A 15775-nucleotide genomic window follows, 5' to 3' on the forward strand; every position below is an offset into this window, starting at 1 on the left:
GAGCCCCCGGCCGCGTCTGGGCCGGGGGCTCGCCGTGAGTCGTGAGGGCGTTGGCCGGGCGCTCAGCCCTGGTAGGGCTTGGCGTCCAGGATGCGCACCGATGCCGTACGGCCGTTGGGGAGTTCGTATTCAGCGTCCTGGCCGACCTTCTTGCCGTTCACGCCCGTGCCCAGCGGGGACTGCGGCGAGTAGGTCTCGACGTCCGCGCTCGCGTATTCACGAGAGGCGAGAAGGAAGGTCAGGGTGTCGTCCGGGTCGCCGTCGAAGGCGATGGTGACGACCATGCCGGGGGCGACCACGCCGGTGTCCGCGGGTGCCTCTCCGACCTTCGCGTGCTCCAGGAGCTGCGTCAGCTGACGCACCCGAAGCTCCTGCTTGCCCTGTTCCTCCTTGGCGGCGTGGTAACCACCGTTCTCCCGGAGGTCACCTTCCTCCCGGGCAGCCTCGATCTTCTTCGCGATCTCGATACGTGCCGGACCCGACAGGTACTCCAGCTCGGCCTTGAGCTGGTCGTACGCCTCCTGGGTCAGCCAGGTGACGTTCTCGCTGGTCTGGGTCACAGGTGCTCCTCGTCGGTGCTGGGAATACAAATGAACGCCCTACTCAGAAGGGTGCGCCTTCAAAGCCGGGCGAAACCACGAGCCTAACAATTCCGACAGGAAACGGGGAGGAGGGAACTCAGCTCCATGCGCATGAACCGGGGCAAACCCGGTCAGTTCGGGCGTGCCCGGTTCAGCTGTTCGCGGCGGAGCCACAGCCGATCAGTTCGGCACTCGTCGCACGCGCGGTGGTACGCACCGTCACGACTTTGATCATGTCGTCCTGGCGCTGATCGAAGGTGAAGCTCTTGCGGCCGACCTCGTCGTGGTAGGTGTCCAGGGTACGCACCGTGCACACGGCGGTGGCGTCCTTGTCCTTGGTGATCTCCAGCCGGACATCGACGGTGTCGTCCGTGGTCACCTTGAAACCGGTCAGCTGGCCGCTGACGTCCTGATCGACGACGTACGCGTATCCGAACCAGGCGATCAGCGCGACCAGACCGGCACCCAGCACCGCACCGATGATCTTCAGCTTGCGGTCGGCCCGCTCATCCGCGGAGCGCCCGTAGCGCCCCTCGGGAAGGCCCGCGCGCACCGCCGACATGATCGCTTCCTCCTGCTTCGGAGACCCGGAATTATTAGGGCCCGCTGTGGGTCACTATAGAAGCCGTCTTCCGCGACGAATCACTGAGGATCGAACTTGACTGAGCAGCTGCGTTTGATGGCCGTGCACGCGCACCCGGATGACGAGTCGAGCAAGGGCGCGGCCACCATGGCCAAGTACGTGTCCGAGGGGGTGGACGTGCTGGTCGCGACCTGCACGGGCGGTGAGCGCGGCTCCATCCTCAACCCCAAGCTCCAGGGGGATCCGTACATCGAGGAGCACATTCACGAGGTGCGCGCCAAGGAGATGGACGAGGCGCGCGAGATCCTCGGTGTGAAGCAGGAGTGGCTGGGCTTCGTGGACTCCGGGCTCCCCGAGGGCGACCCGCTGCCCCCGCTGCCCGAGGGCTGCTTCGCGCTCCAGGACGTGGACGAGGCGGCGGGCGTGCTCGTCAAGCTGATCCGCTCCTTCCGGCCGCAGGTCATCACCACCTACGACGAGAACGGCGGCTATCCGCACCCCGACCACATCATGACCCACAAGATCACGATGGTGGCCTTCGAGGCGGCCGGGGACCCCGAGAAGTACCCGGAGGCGGGCCCGGCCTGGCAGCCGCAGAAGCTCTACTACAACCAGGGCTTCAACCGGCCGCGCACCGTCGCCCTGCACGAGGCGCTGCTCGCCCGCGGCCTGGACTCGCCGTACGGGGAGTGGCTGGAGCGCTGGAAGGAGTTCTCCCGGCGCGAGCGCACCCTGACCACGTATGTGCCGTGCGCCGACTTCTTCGAGATCCGCGACAAGGCCCTGATCGCGCACCGCACGCAGATCGACCCCGACGGCGGCTGGTTCCGGGTGCCCATGGACATCCAGAAGGAGGTCTGGCCGACGGAGGAATACGAGCTCGCGAAGTCGCTCGTCGATACCTCCCTCCCCGAGGACGACCTCTTCGCGGGCATCCGCAACAATTGACCCCATGATGAGCGCGACCAGCACCCTCGCCATGACGCATCTCGTCCCGCTTGCCGCCAAGGATCTGGACGAGAACAAGGTGACCCCGGGCCTGCTCGGGTTCGTCGTCTTCGCACTGATCGGCGTCGCGGTGTGGCTCCTGATGAAGTCCATGAACAAGCACATGAACAAGGTGGACTTCGAGGAGGACCCGCAGCCCGGTGAAGCCCGGGCCACCGCCTCCCCGAAGGGCACCAAGGGGGAGCGCACGGCGTAGCGGCACCACCTCACCGCCGGCCACTCCGGGCCTGGACCGGGCTCGGGCCGAGCCCGGCGCGGGCTCAGCCGCGGGTCTCGCCGGACAGCACGGCCATGACCTCGCGGGAGCGGCGGCTCGGCACCATGCCGAGCTGCCAGGCCTGCCATCCCGTTTCCGGCTCCACACCGCGCTCCAGCACCAGCGCGAACGCCTCCGCGCACTCCACCAGCCGGGGATCCCCGCCCGCCGCGGCCCCGCCCGGCTCCCGCAGCTCCCGCAACAGCTCCGCCAGCTCCTCCTGCGCCACCGCCGTGCCGATGACCGAGCCGCCCGCCGAGGCGAACGGCAGCAGCGTGCAGCGCAGGAACCGGGCCCAGGAGCCGCCGCGCCGGTCCCCGTACCCCGCGAACAGCCGCGCCGCCTCGTCCACCAGCTCCAGCGCCTGCACCGCCCGGCCGTTCCCCGCGTCGACCACCGCCAGCTCGACGCACGACCACGCCTCGCCGTGGGCCACCCCCACCCGGTGGAAGTCCTGCCGGGCGTCCTGCAACAGCTGCCGCGCGAAGCCGCTGTTGCGCAGCGAGCCGGTCTGCGCCGCCCGCAGATCACGGGTGACCCGCGCCGAGTGATGCCGGGCACACGCCAGCCCGTACACATCCCTCATCCGGCTGAACATCGTGCGGGCCCGCTCCAGCTCGCGCACCGCCGCGTCCCGGTCGCCGCGCTCCTCCAGCGCCTGGCCCAGGTAGTACAGCGTCCAGGCCTCACCGCGCGCGTCCTCGTTGTCCCGGTGCCGGGAGAGGGCCTGGCGCAGCTGGTCGACGGCCGCCGACGGCTCCCCGGCCACCAGCCGGGCGCGGGCCAGCTGGGTCAGCGCCCAGGCCTCGCCGCGCTGGTCGTGGGTGCGGTGGTACGCGTCCAGCGCGTCCCGCAGCTCGGCCTCCGCGCGCGGCACGTCGCCCATCCGCAGACACGCCTGGCCGAGCTGGAAGTGCGCCCACGCCTGGCCGTGCAGACTCTCGGACTCCTGGTGCAGCTCCAGCGCCTGCCGCAGCAGGTCCAGCGCCTCGGCGAGCTGCCCGCGGTCCCGCTCCACGGCGGCCAGCGCGTGCATCGTCCACCCGCGGTCTCCGCGCAGCGCGTCGGGCGTCTGAAGGGCCAGCGCCTCGCGCAGCTTCGCCGCGGCCTCCGTCAGATTCCCCTGGTGGTGCAGGGTGATGCCCAGGCTGCACAGCGCACGGGCCGCGCCCGCCTCGTGCTGGGCCTCGAAATACAGGTCGACCACCGACGACAGCGTCGTACGGGCCTGGTCCAGCTCGCCCAGCTGGCGGGCGGCGATCCCGGTGCGCCACTGCACGGACCGCACCAGCAGCCCCTGGTCGACGGCCTGGGTCAGCTCGCTGATCTCGCCCAGCCGGTACAGGTCGCCGCGCAGCAGGCAGTAGTCGCACAGCGCGCCCAGCAGATGCAGCACCGCGGACTGGTCCACGCCCTCCGCGTGGCGCAGCGCCGCCGTGATGAAGCTCGACTCGTCGTCCAGCCAGCCCAGCGCCGCCTCCAGCGAGGTGAAGCCGTGGCCGCCCGCCGCGCCCTTGGTGAAGACGTCGGCGCGGGTGGACGTCTTGCCGTCGACCAGCCGGATCACCGAGTCCGCCAGCTCGGCATAGCTGCGGATCAGCCGCTCCTGGGCGGCGGTGCGCTGCTCGGGCTCCTCCTCGTCCGCCAGCCGGGCGGCGGCGAAGGAGCGCACCAGGTCGTGCAGCCGGTAACGGCTGCCGCGCACATGCTGGATCAGCCCGGCCCGGCCCAGCGCGTCCAGATGGCGGGCCGCCTCCTCCTGATCGGCGCCCAGCAGCGCCGCGGCCGCCGCCGCGCCCATGCTCGCCCGCCCGGCCAGCGCGAGGCGCCGCAACAGCCGCCGGGCGCCGTCCTGCTGGTCCGTGTACCGCAGCCACAGGGTGCGCTCGACCGGGCCGACCGGCCCGTACGCCTCCAGGTCGGTGGCGAGGGCGGAGGGGGTGCGCGGGCCCAGGGAGGAGCCCGCGATCCGCAGCGCCAGCGGCAGCCGCCCGCACAGCTCGGCGATCCGCTCCACGGACTGCCCGTCGTACGGGCCGGGCCCGGCCGGGTTCTCCGCGGAGACCCGCAGCAGCTCCTCGGCGCCCGACTGGTCCAGCGGGCCGACCTCCAGCCGGTGCACCCACGCGGCCAGGTCCGGCGGCAGGGTCAGCGGGGTGCGCGAGGTGACCAGGATCAGGCTGTCGGACCGCTCCGGGACCAGCGTGCACACCTGCTCGGCGTCGCTCGCGTCGTCCAGCACGATCGTGACGGGCAGCCCGGTCAGATGCTGGTGATACAGCTCGATGAGCCGCTTGAGGTGCTGGTCCTGGCCCGCCCGCTCCCGGAAGAGCAGCTGGTCGCGGGGCGCCCCGAGCCGGTTCAGCAGATGCAGCAGCGCGTCACGGGTCGACAGCGGGGCCTGCTCGGTGCTGTCCCCGCGCAGATCCACCAGGCACGCGCCCCGGAACTGGTCGCGCAGCTCATGGGCCGCCCGCACGGCCAGCATGGTGCGGCCCGAGCCCGGCGGGCCCTCCAGCAGCACCACCGTCGGCTTGGTCTCGGTGCTGGCCCGGGCCTGGTGCACCCACTGGGCGATCTGGCCGGTCTGCGCGCGGCGCCCGGCGAACGGGCCGTCCGCCTGGGGGAGATGGCCGAAGGACTGCTCCAACACGGTGCGCCTGCGCGCCGCCTGGCTGCGGTCCGCGCCCCGCAGCCGCGGCGCCTGCGCGCCGGACGGGGAGGAGGAGCGCTTGGCCGAGCCGCCGCCCTGGCGGGTGGCGGCCGAGGTCATCCGGTGCTGATCGATGAACGGCCGGATGCCCCGCACCTCGACCGCCGTCAGCCACTGGAGCCGCAACTGCTCGGGCCCGCCGGGCTGGTTGCGCAGCGCCGCCTGGCGGTGCGCCGCGGGCCAGTGAGCCGCGGTGAGCTTGAGGACGGCCGCGGCCGTCCCCGCCACCGCCGCGGTCACGCCCGCGCCCACTGCCGTGCCCGCCGAGGTGCCGAAGGTGAGGTCCGCGCCGAAGGCGGCGGCCGCCGCCACCGCCGCGGCCAGCGCCGGGGTGGACAGCCGCTCGCGCCCCAGCATCGCCGAGAGCGGTCTGCTGCCCGCGTCCGCCTCGTCCAGGGCGCGCACATACGCGCCGTACTCCTCGGCCGCGGTCGCCGCCATCTCGTCCAGCGAGCCGCGCGCGCGGGTCAGCAGCACCCCGCCGTCCGTGCGGCCGCCCGTGCGCCGCACCTCCTCCTCGACGGCCCGCGTCAGCAGCCGCTCGACCTCCGTCCGGTGGCTGTCCCGCAGCACGGCCAGTGAGCCCGGCATGTGATCCCCCTCCTGCACGAGCGCCACGCGTGAATCGCGCCTTGCTCCCCAAGTCTTCCGCTTCTGCCTCATTTCCGGCAGCCCTGTGGATAACTCCCCCTGTGGACAAGAAGGTCAGGAGAGGAGGGGGCGGGAGGGAAGGTCAGGGCAGGATGGAGTCGACGTAACCGCCGTCGACGCGCACGGCGCCACCGGTGTGGGTGGGCCCGGCGAGCACGGAGTTGACGGTGCCCCGGTGCCCGCGGCCTCCTTGGCGCACCCGTGGCCGACGGCCAGCAGCGAGGTCTTCGTCATGCCGTAGTGGATCATCTCCGCCGGGATCACCACGGCCGAGTCGCTGGCTTCGGCGGCCAGGACCGCGCCGATGCCGAGGCGTCAGGAGAGGACGCTATCGGCGCCCGCCGCGACATCGGCTGACGACCGTCCGGAGACGGACGACCGTCCGGAGGCCGCGACGCGGGAGGCGGGGCGTAGCTCCAGGCGGCGGGAGGCCAGGGCCAGCACCAGGGCGGCGGCGGCCAGGACGGCGCCCACGGCGTTCGGCGCGGCGTAGCCGAGCCCGGCGGAGATCACGAGGCCGCCGAGCCAGGCGGACAGCGCGTTGCCCAGGTTGAACGCCCCGATGTTGACGGCCGAGGCCAGCGTCGGTGCGCCGTGGGCGTGGTCCAGAACCCGCTTCTGCAACGGCGGGACGGTGGCGAACCCGAGCGCGCCGATCAGGAAGACCGCCGCGACGGTCGCCGCCTTCCCCGAGGCGAGGAACGTGAAGAGCAACAGGACCAGCGCCAGCCCGCCGAGCGCGGTGAAGAGCATCGGCATGAGCTTGCGGTCCGCGAACCGCCCGCCGATGAGGTTGCCCACCACCATGCCGACGCCGAAGACGACCATGAGCCAGGTGACGGAGGACTCCGCGAAGCCGCCGACCTCGGTGGCCATCGGCGCGATGTAGGTGATGGCGGCGAACACGCCGCCGAAGCCGAGAACGGTCATGGCCATCGCCAGGACGACCTGCGTGTCCTTGAACGCGGCCACCTCGTGCCGCAGCCGCACACCCTCCGGCTTGGGGAGGTCGGGCACCAGCTTGGCGACACCGGCCAGGCCGAGCACGCCGAGGGCGGCGACGATCAGGAAGGTGACGCGCCAACCGGCGCTCTGGCCCACGAAGGTGCCCAGGGGGACGCCGACGACGTTGGCCACGGTGAGGCCGGTGAACATCATCGAGATCGCGCCGGCCTTCTTCTCGGGGGCCACCAGCTCGGCGGCCACGACCGCGCCGATGCCGAAGAACGCGCCGTGGGCCAGCGAGGCCACCACCCGGCCGATCAGCATGACGGCGAAGACGGGCGCGAGGGCCGAGATGACGTTGCCGAGGATGAACAGGCCCATGAGCAGCATGAGCATGTTCTTGCGGGAGATCTTGGTGCCGAGGGCGGTCATGATCGGGGCGCCGGTCATCACGCCGAGGGCGTATCCGGTGACCAGGTAGCCGGCCGTCGGCACGGATACGCCGAGGTCCGCGCCGACCTGGGGCAGCAGCCCCATGATCACGAATTCCGTGGTGCCGATTCCGAAGGCCCCGATGGCCAGGGCCAGCAGTGCGAGCGGCATGAGAGGGGGTCCTTTGACGTGCGTGTGCGCGGTGGAAGCCGGTGCGCAGCGGTTACAGGCATGAGCAACTACAGGCATGAGCAATTACGAGCATGGACAATAATTGCACACGCTGGCTAATGCAAGCGCGGGTATAGTGGGTGCGAAGACGAGGGCGGTGAGCCCGGCCCGACAGCCCGGAGAGCCCGACAGCCCGGAACCGGAAAGCCCGACGGCCCGGAAAGAGAGCGCTGATCATGACTGCCACCGATCCGGCGATGACCGCCCTGGCGCACAGCTGGTGTGCCCTGTCGCTGCTGCACGGCCGCATCGAAGGGCGCGTCGAGCGTGCCCTTCAGACCTCCCACGACCTCAGTGCCCGCGAGTACTCCCTGCTGGACGTCCTCAGCCGCCAGCACGACGGGGAGGGCGGGCATCTCCAGATGCGTCAGGTCGCCGACTCCGTCGTCCTCAGCCAGAGTGCGACCACGCGGTTGGTGACCCGGCTGGAGGACCGCGGCCTGCTCTCGCGCTACCTCTGCCCCACCGACCGCCGCGGCATCTACGTCGACGTCACCGACAAGGGGTCGCGCCTGCTGGAAGAGGCCCGCCCGACCCACAACACCGCCCTGCGCGAAGCCCTCGACGAGGCGTCCTCCGAAACGGAACTCGCGCCCCTCGTCCAGGCCGTCAAGCAGCTCCAGGGGAGCGCCCCGGTCACCTGAGCGCCCCGTCGCCGTTCACCCGCACATCAGGTCAGTTCGGGGTGCCGGTGCCGCACGGGGCTGACCGTTTCGAGCGCGGCACCGAGACGCAGAAGGGTCGCCTCGTCGTACCAGCGGGAGACGAGCTGGATGCCGATCGGCAGTCCCTCGCCGGTGGCCCCGAACGGCAGCGACAGCGCGGGCAGGCCGGTGAGGTTGAACGGAACGGTCGCGCGCATGATGCCGCGTGCCGGGACGGTCACGTCGCCCACGTCGAACGTCGACCGGGCGTGCGGCGGGGCAGGGATGGGGCATACGGGGCACAGCAGCACGTCGTAGCGCTCGAAGTATCCGGCGAACAGGGAGCTGAGCGCCTCGACCTGCTGCTGCGCGGCGACGTAGTCGGCCACCGCCACCTCCGGCGCGGTGATCGTCCGCCGGATGACGCCGTGCACCTCGGACTCGCGACCGGCGACGACCTGCCGGAAGTACGGCACGACCTCGGCGGTGAACAGCACTGTGCTCAGCGCGGTCCCGTCGATGGTCTCCAACCCTCCCAGGGGAGCGGGCTCGACGCGACAGCCCAGCGTCCGCAACGCGTCGGCCGCTGCCGTGATGGTGGCTGTCACCTCACGGTCCACCGGCCCGAAGGCAGGCTCGGCCGCCCAGCCCACCCGCATCCCGGCCAGGTCGCCCGGCTGGTCGACGGGTCGCGGCGCGTGCTGTACGTAGCCGTCGACGCCGTCGGGCCCCGCGAGGATCTGCAACGCGGTCATGATGTCCCGCACGCTGCGGGCCATCGGGCCGACGTGCCAGTAACGGCGGGGAGCCTCGGGCCAGTGTCCGGTGATCGGGATCCGTCCCCGGGTCGCCTTCAGCGCGACGATGCCGGTGTCGTGGGCCGGTCCCCGCACCGAAATGGCGACGTCACTGCCCAGCCCGAGCGGCGACATCCCGGCGGCGATCGCGGCCGACTCCCCGCCGCTCGAACCGCCCGGAGTCCGCTCGCCGTCCCAGGGATTGAGGGTCCTGCCGGTGATCACGTTGTCGGTCTCGGTCCAGTACGAGAACTCGGGCAGGTTGGTCTTGGCCAGCGGAATCCCGCCGACCGCCCGGAGCCGGGCCACCGCGGTCGCGTCGCTCGCGGGCACCCGGTCCCGGAACAACGACGAGCCGCGCGCGGCCACCATCCCCTCCACATCCAGCGAGTCCTTGACCGTGAACGGAACACCGTGCAGCGCGCCCACGGCGCCGCCCGCCGCCACCGCTCGATCGGCGGCGCGGGCCGCGGCGAGCGCCTGCTCGGCGGCCACCGTCACGACGGCGTTGACCCTCGGGTCGACCGCCTCGATGCGGTCCAGGTGCGCCCGCACCACCTCCACCGCGGAAACCCGCCGTCCGCGGATCAGCTCCGCCAGGTCGGTGGCATCCCGGTAATAGATCTCGCCCATCGACACCCGCCCTTTCGCCGCACGGCAAGATCACGGTACGCGCAGAACCCGCGGCAGGTGTCAAGCAGGCGGGTGTGCGACGAAGGGGTCGTCGATCGCGTAGAGCCAGCGGCCGTCGGTCTGGCGGCGGGTGACTTCGGTGGTGTCCACCACGGTGGTGGTGCCGTCGGGCTGGGTGATCGTGGCGTGGTGGGACACCAGCGCCAGCCCGCCCGCCTCCAGCACCGAACGGATGGTGAGGTCGATGGTGACCTTGCCGTCGATCAGTCGCCGCAGTTCGGCCCGGATCGCCTCGTGACCGATCGCCGGATCGCCGCCCATGCGGCCGATGATCCCGCCGGGTTCATAGAGGGCGATGAGCCCGTCGACGTCCCCGGCCCACACCCGCTCGGCGCGTTCCTTGTCGAGTCCGGCATCGCGCAGGGAGGCGCTCGCCATGTCCGCGCCGTCGACCTCGAACCACTGTCGGCCGTTGCCTGCCTCGCTGAGTCCCAGGACATGAAGCTGCGGGCGGAGTGGCCCATCAGATGGCCGGGCAAGTGGTCGGCGGCGTACGACGTCGCCTCGTCAGCGAGAGTCGTCGGCTGCGACAGCCCCACCTTTGCTGTGTCGATCTCGATATCTGGCGATGACACCCTCGCAGAGGCAACGTGCTGCTGGGACCGGTCCCGCGGGGTGGGAGAGGATGGGGGTATGCCGAACCGCCTGGCGCACGAGACGTCCCCGTACCTCCTCCAGCACGCCGACAACCCGGTCGACTGGCGGCCGTGGTCGGACGAGGCGTTCGAGGAGGCGCGCAACCGCGGGGTTCCCGTGCTGCTGAGCGTGGGGTACAGCTCCTGTCACTGGTGTCACGTCATGGCGCACGAGTCCTTCGAGGACGCCGAGACGGCCGACTATCTGAACGCCCACTTCGTCTCCGTCAAGGTCGACCGCGAGGAGCGGCCCGACGTGGACGCCGTGTACATGGAGGCGGTGCAGGCCGCCACCGGGCAGGGCGGCTGGCCGATGACGGTGTTCCTGACGCCCGACGCCGAGCCCTTCTACTTCGGCACCTACTTCCCGCCCCGCCCCCGGCCCGGGATGCCCTCCTTCCGGCAGGTGCTGGAGGGCGTGCACGCCGCGTGGGCCGACCGGCGTGACGAGGTCCAGGACGTGGCGGGGAAGATCGTGCGGGACCTGGCCGAGCGCACCGGCATCGCGCTGGGCTCCGGGGCGCCCCAGCCGCCCGGGGCCGAGGATCTGGCCGCCGGGCTGATGGGGCTGACCCGGGAATTCGACGCGGTGCGCGGCGGATTCGGCGGGGCGCCGAAGTTCCCGCCGTCCATGGCGCTGGAGTTCCTGCTGCGCCACCATGCCCGGACCGGTTCCGAGGGTGCGTTGCAGATGGTGCAGGCCACCTGTGAGGCGATGGCCCGCGGCGGCATCTACGACCAGCTCGGCGGCGGGTTCGCGCGCTACGCCGTCGATGCGGAATGGGTCGTACCGCACTTCGAGAAGATGCTGTACGACAACGCGCTGCTGTGCCGCGTCTACGCCCACCTCTGGCGGGCCACCGGCTCGGACCTCGCGCGCCGGGTCGCCCTGGAGACCGCCGACTTCCTGGTCCGGGAGATGCGCACCGAGCAGGGCGGCTTCGCCTCCGCGCTGGACGCCGACAGCGACGACGGCACCGGTCGGCACGTCGAGGGCGCGTACTACGTCTGGACGCCGGAGCAGCTGCGCGAGGTGCTGGGCGAGGCGGACGCCGAGCAGGCCGCCGCGTACTTCGGGGTGACCGAGGAGGGCACCTTCGAGCAGGGCGCGTCCGTCCTCCAGCTGCCCGACGGCGCGCGCCCGGCCGACGCCGCACAGCTCGCCTCCGTACGGGAGCGGCTGCTGGCCGCGCGGGAGCGGCGGGAGCGGCCCGGCCGCGACGACAAGATCGTGGCGGCCTGGAACGGGCTGGCCATCGCCGCGCTCGCCGAGACCGGCGCCTACTTCGACCGCCCCGACCTGGTCGAGGCCGCGACCGAGGCCGCCGACCTGCTCGTGCGGCTCCACATGGACAACGGCGGGCGGCTCGCCCGCACCTCGCTGGGCGGCGCCGTGGGCGCCCACGCGGGCGTGCTGGAGGACTACGCCGATGTGGCCGAGGGCTTCCTCGCCCTGTCCGCGGTCTCCGGCGAGGGCGTGTGGGTCGACTTCGCGGGGCTGCTCCTGGACACCGTGCTGCACCACTTCGCCGCCGAGGACGGCACCCTGTACGACACCGCCGACGACGCCGAGGCGCTCATCCGCCGCCCCCAGGACCCGACCGACAACGCCGTCCCCTCGGGGTGGACGGCGGCCGCCGGGGCGCTGCTGTCCTACGCCGCCGTATCCGGGAGCGGCCGCCACCGGGAGGCGGCCGAGCGGGCGCTCGGCGTGGTGCGGGCGCTGGCGGCGCGGGTGCCGCGGTTCATCGGCTGGGGGCTCGCGGTGGCCGAGGCGCGGCTGGACGGGCCGCGCGAGGTGGCCGTCGTCGGACCGGACGGTGACCCCGCGACCCGCGCGCTGCACCGGGCCGCGCTGCTGGGCACGGCGCCGGGGGCGGTCATCGCGGTGGGCGCGCCCGGCTCCGACGAGGTGCCGCTGCTGGAGGGGCGGGTGCTGCTGGAGGGGCGCCCGGCGGCGTACGTCTGCCGCCACTTCACCTGCGACGCCCCGACCGCCGACGTGGCGGCGCTGACGGCCCGGCTCGGCGGCTGACGGACGCACGAAGGACCGGAGGCTGACAGTCGTCCGAAGGGCCGGAGGCCGACCGGCGCCCGAGGCCCGGAGGCCGACCGGTGCCCGAGGTCCGGCGGCGGGTTACAGCGGCAGGCCGCGGGCGAGCATGCCCAGGGCGCGGTCGATGTCGTCCTCCATGGCGTCCACCCGGTGGTGGTCGAAGCAGTGGGAGACCGCCTCCTGGAGGGCGCCGAGGACCGCTCCGACGAGCACCCGCACCTCGAAGTCCTCCGGTGACCGGCCGCTGCGCTCGGCCAGCACCTCGCCCAGCAGGGTGCCGGTCTTGGCCATGCCCTCGCCCATGCGGGCGCGCAGCGCCGGGACCTGCCGGATCAGGGTGAGGCGGGTCAGCATCTCCGCGCGCTCGTCATCGGTGAGCTGCCGCGCCATGTCGATCAGGACGCGCCGCAGGGAGGAGACCGGCGGCTCGTCCAGCGGCCGGTCCCGGATCCCGGCGGCCATGGCCTCGTCGTACTCGTCCGTGAGGACGATGTCCTCCTTGGTGGGGAAGTAGCGGAAGACGGTGCTGGTCGAGACGTCGGCGGCCTCCGCGATCCGGTCCACCGGGGTGGCGTCGTAGCCCTGGTCGGCGAACAGCCGGTAGGCGGCCCGCCGGATCGCCTGCCGGGTCTGGATCTTCTTGCGTTCGCGCAGCCCGGGCCGGGGGTCGGCGGGGGTCGTGTGTGCGGAGGCCATGTCGATCATTGTCGGGCACCGGCGGGCGGTGCGGAGTCAGGAATGCTGATAGGCGACCAGCGAGATCCCGACGTAGTGCACGATGAAGGCGGCGAGCGTGAGGGAGTGGAACACCTCGTGGAAGCCGAACCAGCGGGGTGAGGGGTTGGGGCGCTTGGTCCCGTAGATCACCGCGCCCGCGCTGTAGAGCAGACCGCCGACGACGATCAGCGTCATGACGGCGATGCCGCCGGTGCGCAGGAAGTCCGGCAGGAAGAACACCGCCGCCCAGCCCAGGGCGATGTAGCACGGGGTGTAGAGCCAGCGCGGGGCGCCGACCCAGAACACCCGGAAGGCGATCCCCGCGAGCGCTCCGGCCCACACCAGCCAGAGCAGCAGCTGCTGTTTGCCGTGCGGGAGGAGCAGCATCGTGAAGGGCGTATAGGTGCCCGCGATGATCAGGAAGATATTGGCGTGATCCAGGCGGCGCAGCACCGCCGTGGCGCGCGGGCCCCAATTGCCCCGGTGGTACAGGGCGCTCGTGCCGAAGAGCGCGCAGGCGGTGAGGGTGAAGATGGCGCAGGCGATGCGCCCGCGGGGACTGTCGGCGAGCGCGGTGAGCACCACTCCGGCGACGAGCGCGGCCGGGAACATGCCGGCGTGCAGCCAGCCGCGCAGCATGGGTTTGAGGGGGAGTGGGGCTGCCTCGGGCCCTGGGGATTGGTCAACGGCGGCATCGGGCGCGGCTGCAGTCATGGCGCTCATGCTACCGACGCCACCGTACGTTACCGGTCCGTGTCGAGTGGTGGTCGTCACCAAGGTGCCCACTGGACAGATGGCCCGAGCCGTCGGATGATCAAATGAGCGCGGTCGGCACCGGATGAGCTAAGCATCCGGGTCGCAGCCCCCAAGGGGTAGCTGTCTCCATATGCGGATATGCGTGCACATATCCGCCCAAACCCTCAAACCAAGACGCCGGAGCAGTGCGGTTCCGGCGGGATGGAGCGATCGTGGCGCCCAGCAATGTGGCTTCCTCCCTCATCACGGCCCCGACCAGCCACCAGGAACTGATCTCCTGGGTCGGCGAGATCGCCGCCCTCACCCAGCCCGATGAAGTGGTGTGGTGTGACGGTTCGGAGTCGGAGTACGACCGTCTGTGTGCGCAACTCGTCGAGAAGGGCACGTTCAAACGTCTCGACCCGATCAAGCGCCCCAACTCGTACTACGCGGCCTCCGATCCCAGCGATGTGGCGCGCGTCGAGGACCGCACCTTCATCTGCTCCGAGAAGGAGGCGGACGCGGGTCCGACGAACCACTGGAAAGACCCCGCCGAGATGCGTGAGATCTTCGCGGGTGAACAGGGCATATTCCGGGGTTCGATGCGCGGCCGCACCATGTACGTCGTCCCGTTCTGCATGGGCCCGCTCGGCTCGCCGCTGTCCGCGATCGGCGTCGAGATCACCGACTCCGCGTACGTGGCCGTCGCCATGCGCACCATGACCCGCATGGGACAGGACGTGCTCGACGTCCTGGGTGACGAGGGCTTCTTCGTCAAGGCCGTCCACACCCTCGGCGCCCCGCTGGAGCCCGGCCAGGCCGACGTTCCGTGGCCGTGCAACAGCACCAAGTACATCTCGCACTTCCCGGAGACCCGCGAGATCTGGTCGTACGGCTCCGGCTACGGCGGCAACGCGCTGCTCGGCAAGAAGTGCTACGCGCTGCGCATCGCCTCCGTCATGGCGCGTGACGAGGGCTGGCTCGCCGAGCACATGCTGATCCTCAAGCTCACCCCGCCGCGCGGCGAGGCCAAGTACGTCGCCGCGGCCTTCCCGAGCGCGTGCGGCAAGACCAACCTCGCGATGCTGGAGCCGACCATCCCCGGCTGGACGGTCGAGACGATCGGCGACGACATCGCCTGGATGCGGTTCGGCGAGGACGGCCGGCTGTACGCGATCAACCCCGAGGCGGGCTTCTTCGGCGTCGCGCCCGGCACCGGAGAGCACACCAACGCCAACGCGATGAAGACCCTGTGGGGCAACTCCGTCTTCACCAACGTCGCGCTCACCGACGACGGCGACGTGTGGTGGGAGGGCATGACCGAGGAGCAGCCCGCCCACCTCACCGACTGGAAGGGCAACGACTGGACCCCGGCGAGCGAGACGCCCGCGGCCCACCCCAACGCCCGCTTCACCGTGCCCGCCGGACAGTGCCCGATCATCGCGCCCGAGTGGGAGGACCCCAAGGGCGTGCCGATCTCGGCGATCCTCTTCGGCGGCCGCCGCGCCAGCGCGGTCCCGCTCGTCACCGAGTCCTTCGACTGGCAGCACGGCGTCTTCCTCGGCGCGAACGTGGCGAGCGAGAAGACCGCGGCCGCCGAGGGCAAGGTCGGTGAGCTGCGCCGCGACCCGTTCGCGATGCTGCCCTTCTGCGGCTACAACATGGGCGACTACATGGCCCACTGGGTCAAGGTCGGCAAGACGTCCGACCCGGAGGCCGCGGCCAAGCTGCCGAAGATCTACTACGTCAACTGGTTCCGCAAGGATGCCGACGGGCACTTCGTGTGGCCGGGCTTCGGCGAGAACAGCCGGGTGCTGAAGTGGATCGTGGACCGGCTGGACGGCAATGCCGACGGGGTCGAGACCCCGATCGGCGTGCTGCCCACCCGCGACGCGCTCGACACGGACGGCCTGGATCTCGACGACGCCTCGCTCGACCTGCTGCTCAGCGTCGACAAGGACGTCTGGCGCGAGGAAGCGGCCCTGGTGCCCGACCACTTGAACACCTTCGGTGACCACACGCCGAAGGAGATGTGGGACGAGTACCGGTCGCTGGTGCAGCGCCTGGGCTGAACCGCCACGTCATCAGGCCGGGGCCC

The 15775-nt window shown here is 71.6% G+C and carries 13 protein-coding genes and 1 pseudogene; 5 read left to right on the plus strand and 9 right to left on the minus strand.

Annotated features, from left to right (window positions below):
- Positions 1–62 precede the first annotated feature (62 nt).
- Entirely contained in the window at positions 63–560 is a 498-nt protein-coding gene (gene greA / locus HYQ63_RS27025) for a transcription elongation factor GreA (RefSeq protein WP_009715425.1), read from the minus strand.
- 172 nt (positions 561–732) lie between these two features.
- A complete protein-coding gene (locus tag HYQ63_RS27030) occupies positions 733–1143 on the minus strand; it encodes a DUF4307 domain-containing protein (RefSeq protein WP_179936495.1) in 411 nt (136 codons plus the stop codon).
- 96 nt (positions 1144–1239) lie between these two features.
- Between HYQ63_RS27030 and mca the strand changes: the two genes are divergently transcribed.
- Positions 1240–2112, plus strand: a complete 873-nt coding sequence (mca, locus tag HYQ63_RS27035; RefSeq protein ID WP_179936496.1) for a mycothiol conjugate amidase Mca — start codon at positions 1240–1242, stop codon at positions 2110–2112.
- 7 nt (positions 2113–2119) lie between these two features.
- Positions 2120–2368, plus strand: a complete 249-nt coding sequence (locus HYQ63_RS27040) for a hypothetical protein (RefSeq protein ID WP_179940546.1) — start codon at positions 2120–2122, stop codon at positions 2366–2368.
- A gap of 64 nt (positions 2369–2432) precedes the next feature.
- Here HYQ63_RS27040 and HYQ63_RS27045 read toward each other — a convergent pair whose 3' ends face one another.
- The 3 genes and pseudogenes from HYQ63_RS27045 to HYQ63_RS27055 form a co-directional block, all read right to left on the minus strand.
- Positions 2433–5732 (minus strand): tetratricopeptide repeat protein, encoded by a 3300-nt coding sequence (locus tag HYQ63_RS27045; RefSeq protein WP_179936497.1) that lies wholly within the window; start codon positions 5730–5732, stop codon positions 2433–2435.
- 142 nt (positions 5733–5874) lie between these two features.
- Positions 5875–6101, minus strand: a pseudogene (locus HYQ63_RS27050) (SDR family oxidoreductase); the annotation flags it as partial.
- Positions 6102–6107: 6 nt separating this feature from the next.
- Positions 6108–7340 carry an MFS transporter gene (locus HYQ63_RS27055; protein WP_179936498.1) on the minus strand — a complete coding sequence of 411 codons (1233 nt, stop codon included), beginning with the start codon at positions 7338–7340 and terminating at the stop codon, positions 6108–6110.
- A gap of 236 nt (positions 7341–7576) precedes the next feature.
- On the opposite strand from HYQ63_RS27055, the gene HYQ63_RS27060 reads away from it, so the two are divergent.
- Complete coding sequence (locus HYQ63_RS27060; protein WP_179936499.1) at positions 7577–8044, plus strand: MarR family winged helix-turn-helix transcriptional regulator; 468 nt, start codon at positions 7577–7579, stop codon at positions 8042–8044.
- Between the two features lie 26 nt (positions 8045–8070).
- Here HYQ63_RS27060 and HYQ63_RS27065 read toward each other — a convergent pair whose 3' ends face one another.
- Positions 8071–9474: an amidase gene (locus tag HYQ63_RS27065; protein ID WP_179936500.1), complete on the minus strand. Its 1404-nt coding sequence runs from the start codon at positions 9472–9474 to the stop codon at positions 8071–8073.
- 60 nt (positions 9475–9534) lie between these two features.
- Complete coding sequence (locus HYQ63_RS27070) at positions 9535–9912, minus strand: nuclear transport factor 2 family protein (RefSeq protein WP_218929582.1); 378 nt, start codon at positions 9910–9912, stop codon at positions 9535–9537.
- Positions 9913–10167: 255 nt separating this feature from the next.
- Between HYQ63_RS27070 and HYQ63_RS27075 the strand changes: the two genes are divergently transcribed.
- Entirely contained in the window at positions 10168–12204 is a 2037-nt protein-coding gene (locus HYQ63_RS27075) for a thioredoxin domain-containing protein (RefSeq protein ID WP_179936501.1), read from the plus strand.
- A gap of 102 nt (positions 12205–12306) precedes the next feature.
- On the opposite strand, the gene HYQ63_RS27080 is transcribed toward HYQ63_RS27075, so the two are convergent.
- Positions 12307–12930, minus strand: a complete 624-nt coding sequence (locus HYQ63_RS27080; protein WP_179936502.1) for a TetR/AcrR family transcriptional regulator — start codon at positions 12928–12930, stop codon at positions 12307–12309.
- A gap of 27 nt (positions 12931–12957) precedes the next feature.
- Positions 12958–13665 (minus strand): hemolysin III family protein, encoded by a 708-nt coding sequence (locus HYQ63_RS27085; protein WP_179936503.1) that lies wholly within the window; start codon positions 13663–13665, stop codon positions 12958–12960.
- A gap of 245 nt (positions 13666–13910) precedes the next feature.
- Here HYQ63_RS27085 and HYQ63_RS27090 point away from each other — a divergent pair, with 245 nt between their 5' ends.
- Entirely contained in the window at positions 13911–15749 is a 1839-nt protein-coding gene (locus HYQ63_RS27090) for a phosphoenolpyruvate carboxykinase (GTP) (protein WP_179936504.1), read from the plus strand.
- Positions 15750–15775 lie beyond the last annotated feature (26 nt).

Origin of the sequence: Streptomyces sp. Rer75 (assembly GCF_013414305.1) — a bacterium.
GTDB classification, from domain to species: domain Bacteria; phylum Actinomycetota; class Actinomycetes; order Streptomycetales; family Streptomycetaceae; genus Streptomyces; species Streptomyces himastatinicus.

Bases quoted from the DNA above. Each gene is read 5' to 3' on its own strand.
- HYQ63_RS27030 (WP_179936495.1), bottom strand. From the start codon at position 1,143: ATGTCGGCGGTGCGCGCGGGCCTTCCCGAGGGGCGCTACGGGCGCTCC.
- HYQ63_RS27040 (WP_179940546.1), top strand. From the start codon at position 2,120: ATGAGCGCGACCAGCACCCTCGCCATGACGCATCTCGTCCCGCTTGCC.
- HYQ63_RS27045 (WP_179936497.1), bottom strand. From the start codon at position 5,732: ATGCCGGGCTCACTGGCCGTGCTGCGGGACAGCCACCGGACGGAGGTC.
- HYQ63_RS27055 (WP_179936498.1), bottom strand. From the start codon at position 7,340: ATGCCGCTCGCACTGCTGGCCCTGGCCATCGGGGCCTTCGGAATCGGC.
- HYQ63_RS27060 (WP_179936499.1), top strand. From the start codon at position 7,577: ATGACTGCCACCGATCCGGCGATGACCGCCCTGGCGCACAGCTGGTGT.
- HYQ63_RS27065 (WP_179936500.1), bottom strand. From the start codon at position 9,474: ATGGGCGAGATCTATTACCGGGATGCCACCGACCTGGCGGAGCTGATC.
- HYQ63_RS27070 (WP_218929582.1), bottom strand. From the start codon at position 9,912: ATGGCGAGCGCCTCCCTGCGCGATGCCGGACTCGACAAGGAACGCGCC.
- HYQ63_RS27075 (WP_179936501.1), top strand. From the start codon at position 10,168: ATGCCGAACCGCCTGGCGCACGAGACGTCCCCGTACCTCCTCCAGCAC.
- HYQ63_RS27080 (WP_179936502.1), bottom strand. From the start codon at position 12,930: ATGATCGACATGGCCTCCGCACACACGACCCCCGCCGACCCCCGGCCC.
- HYQ63_RS27085 (WP_179936503.1), bottom strand. From the start codon at position 13,665: ATGAGCGCCATGACTGCAGCCGCGCCCGATGCCGCCGTTGACCAATCC.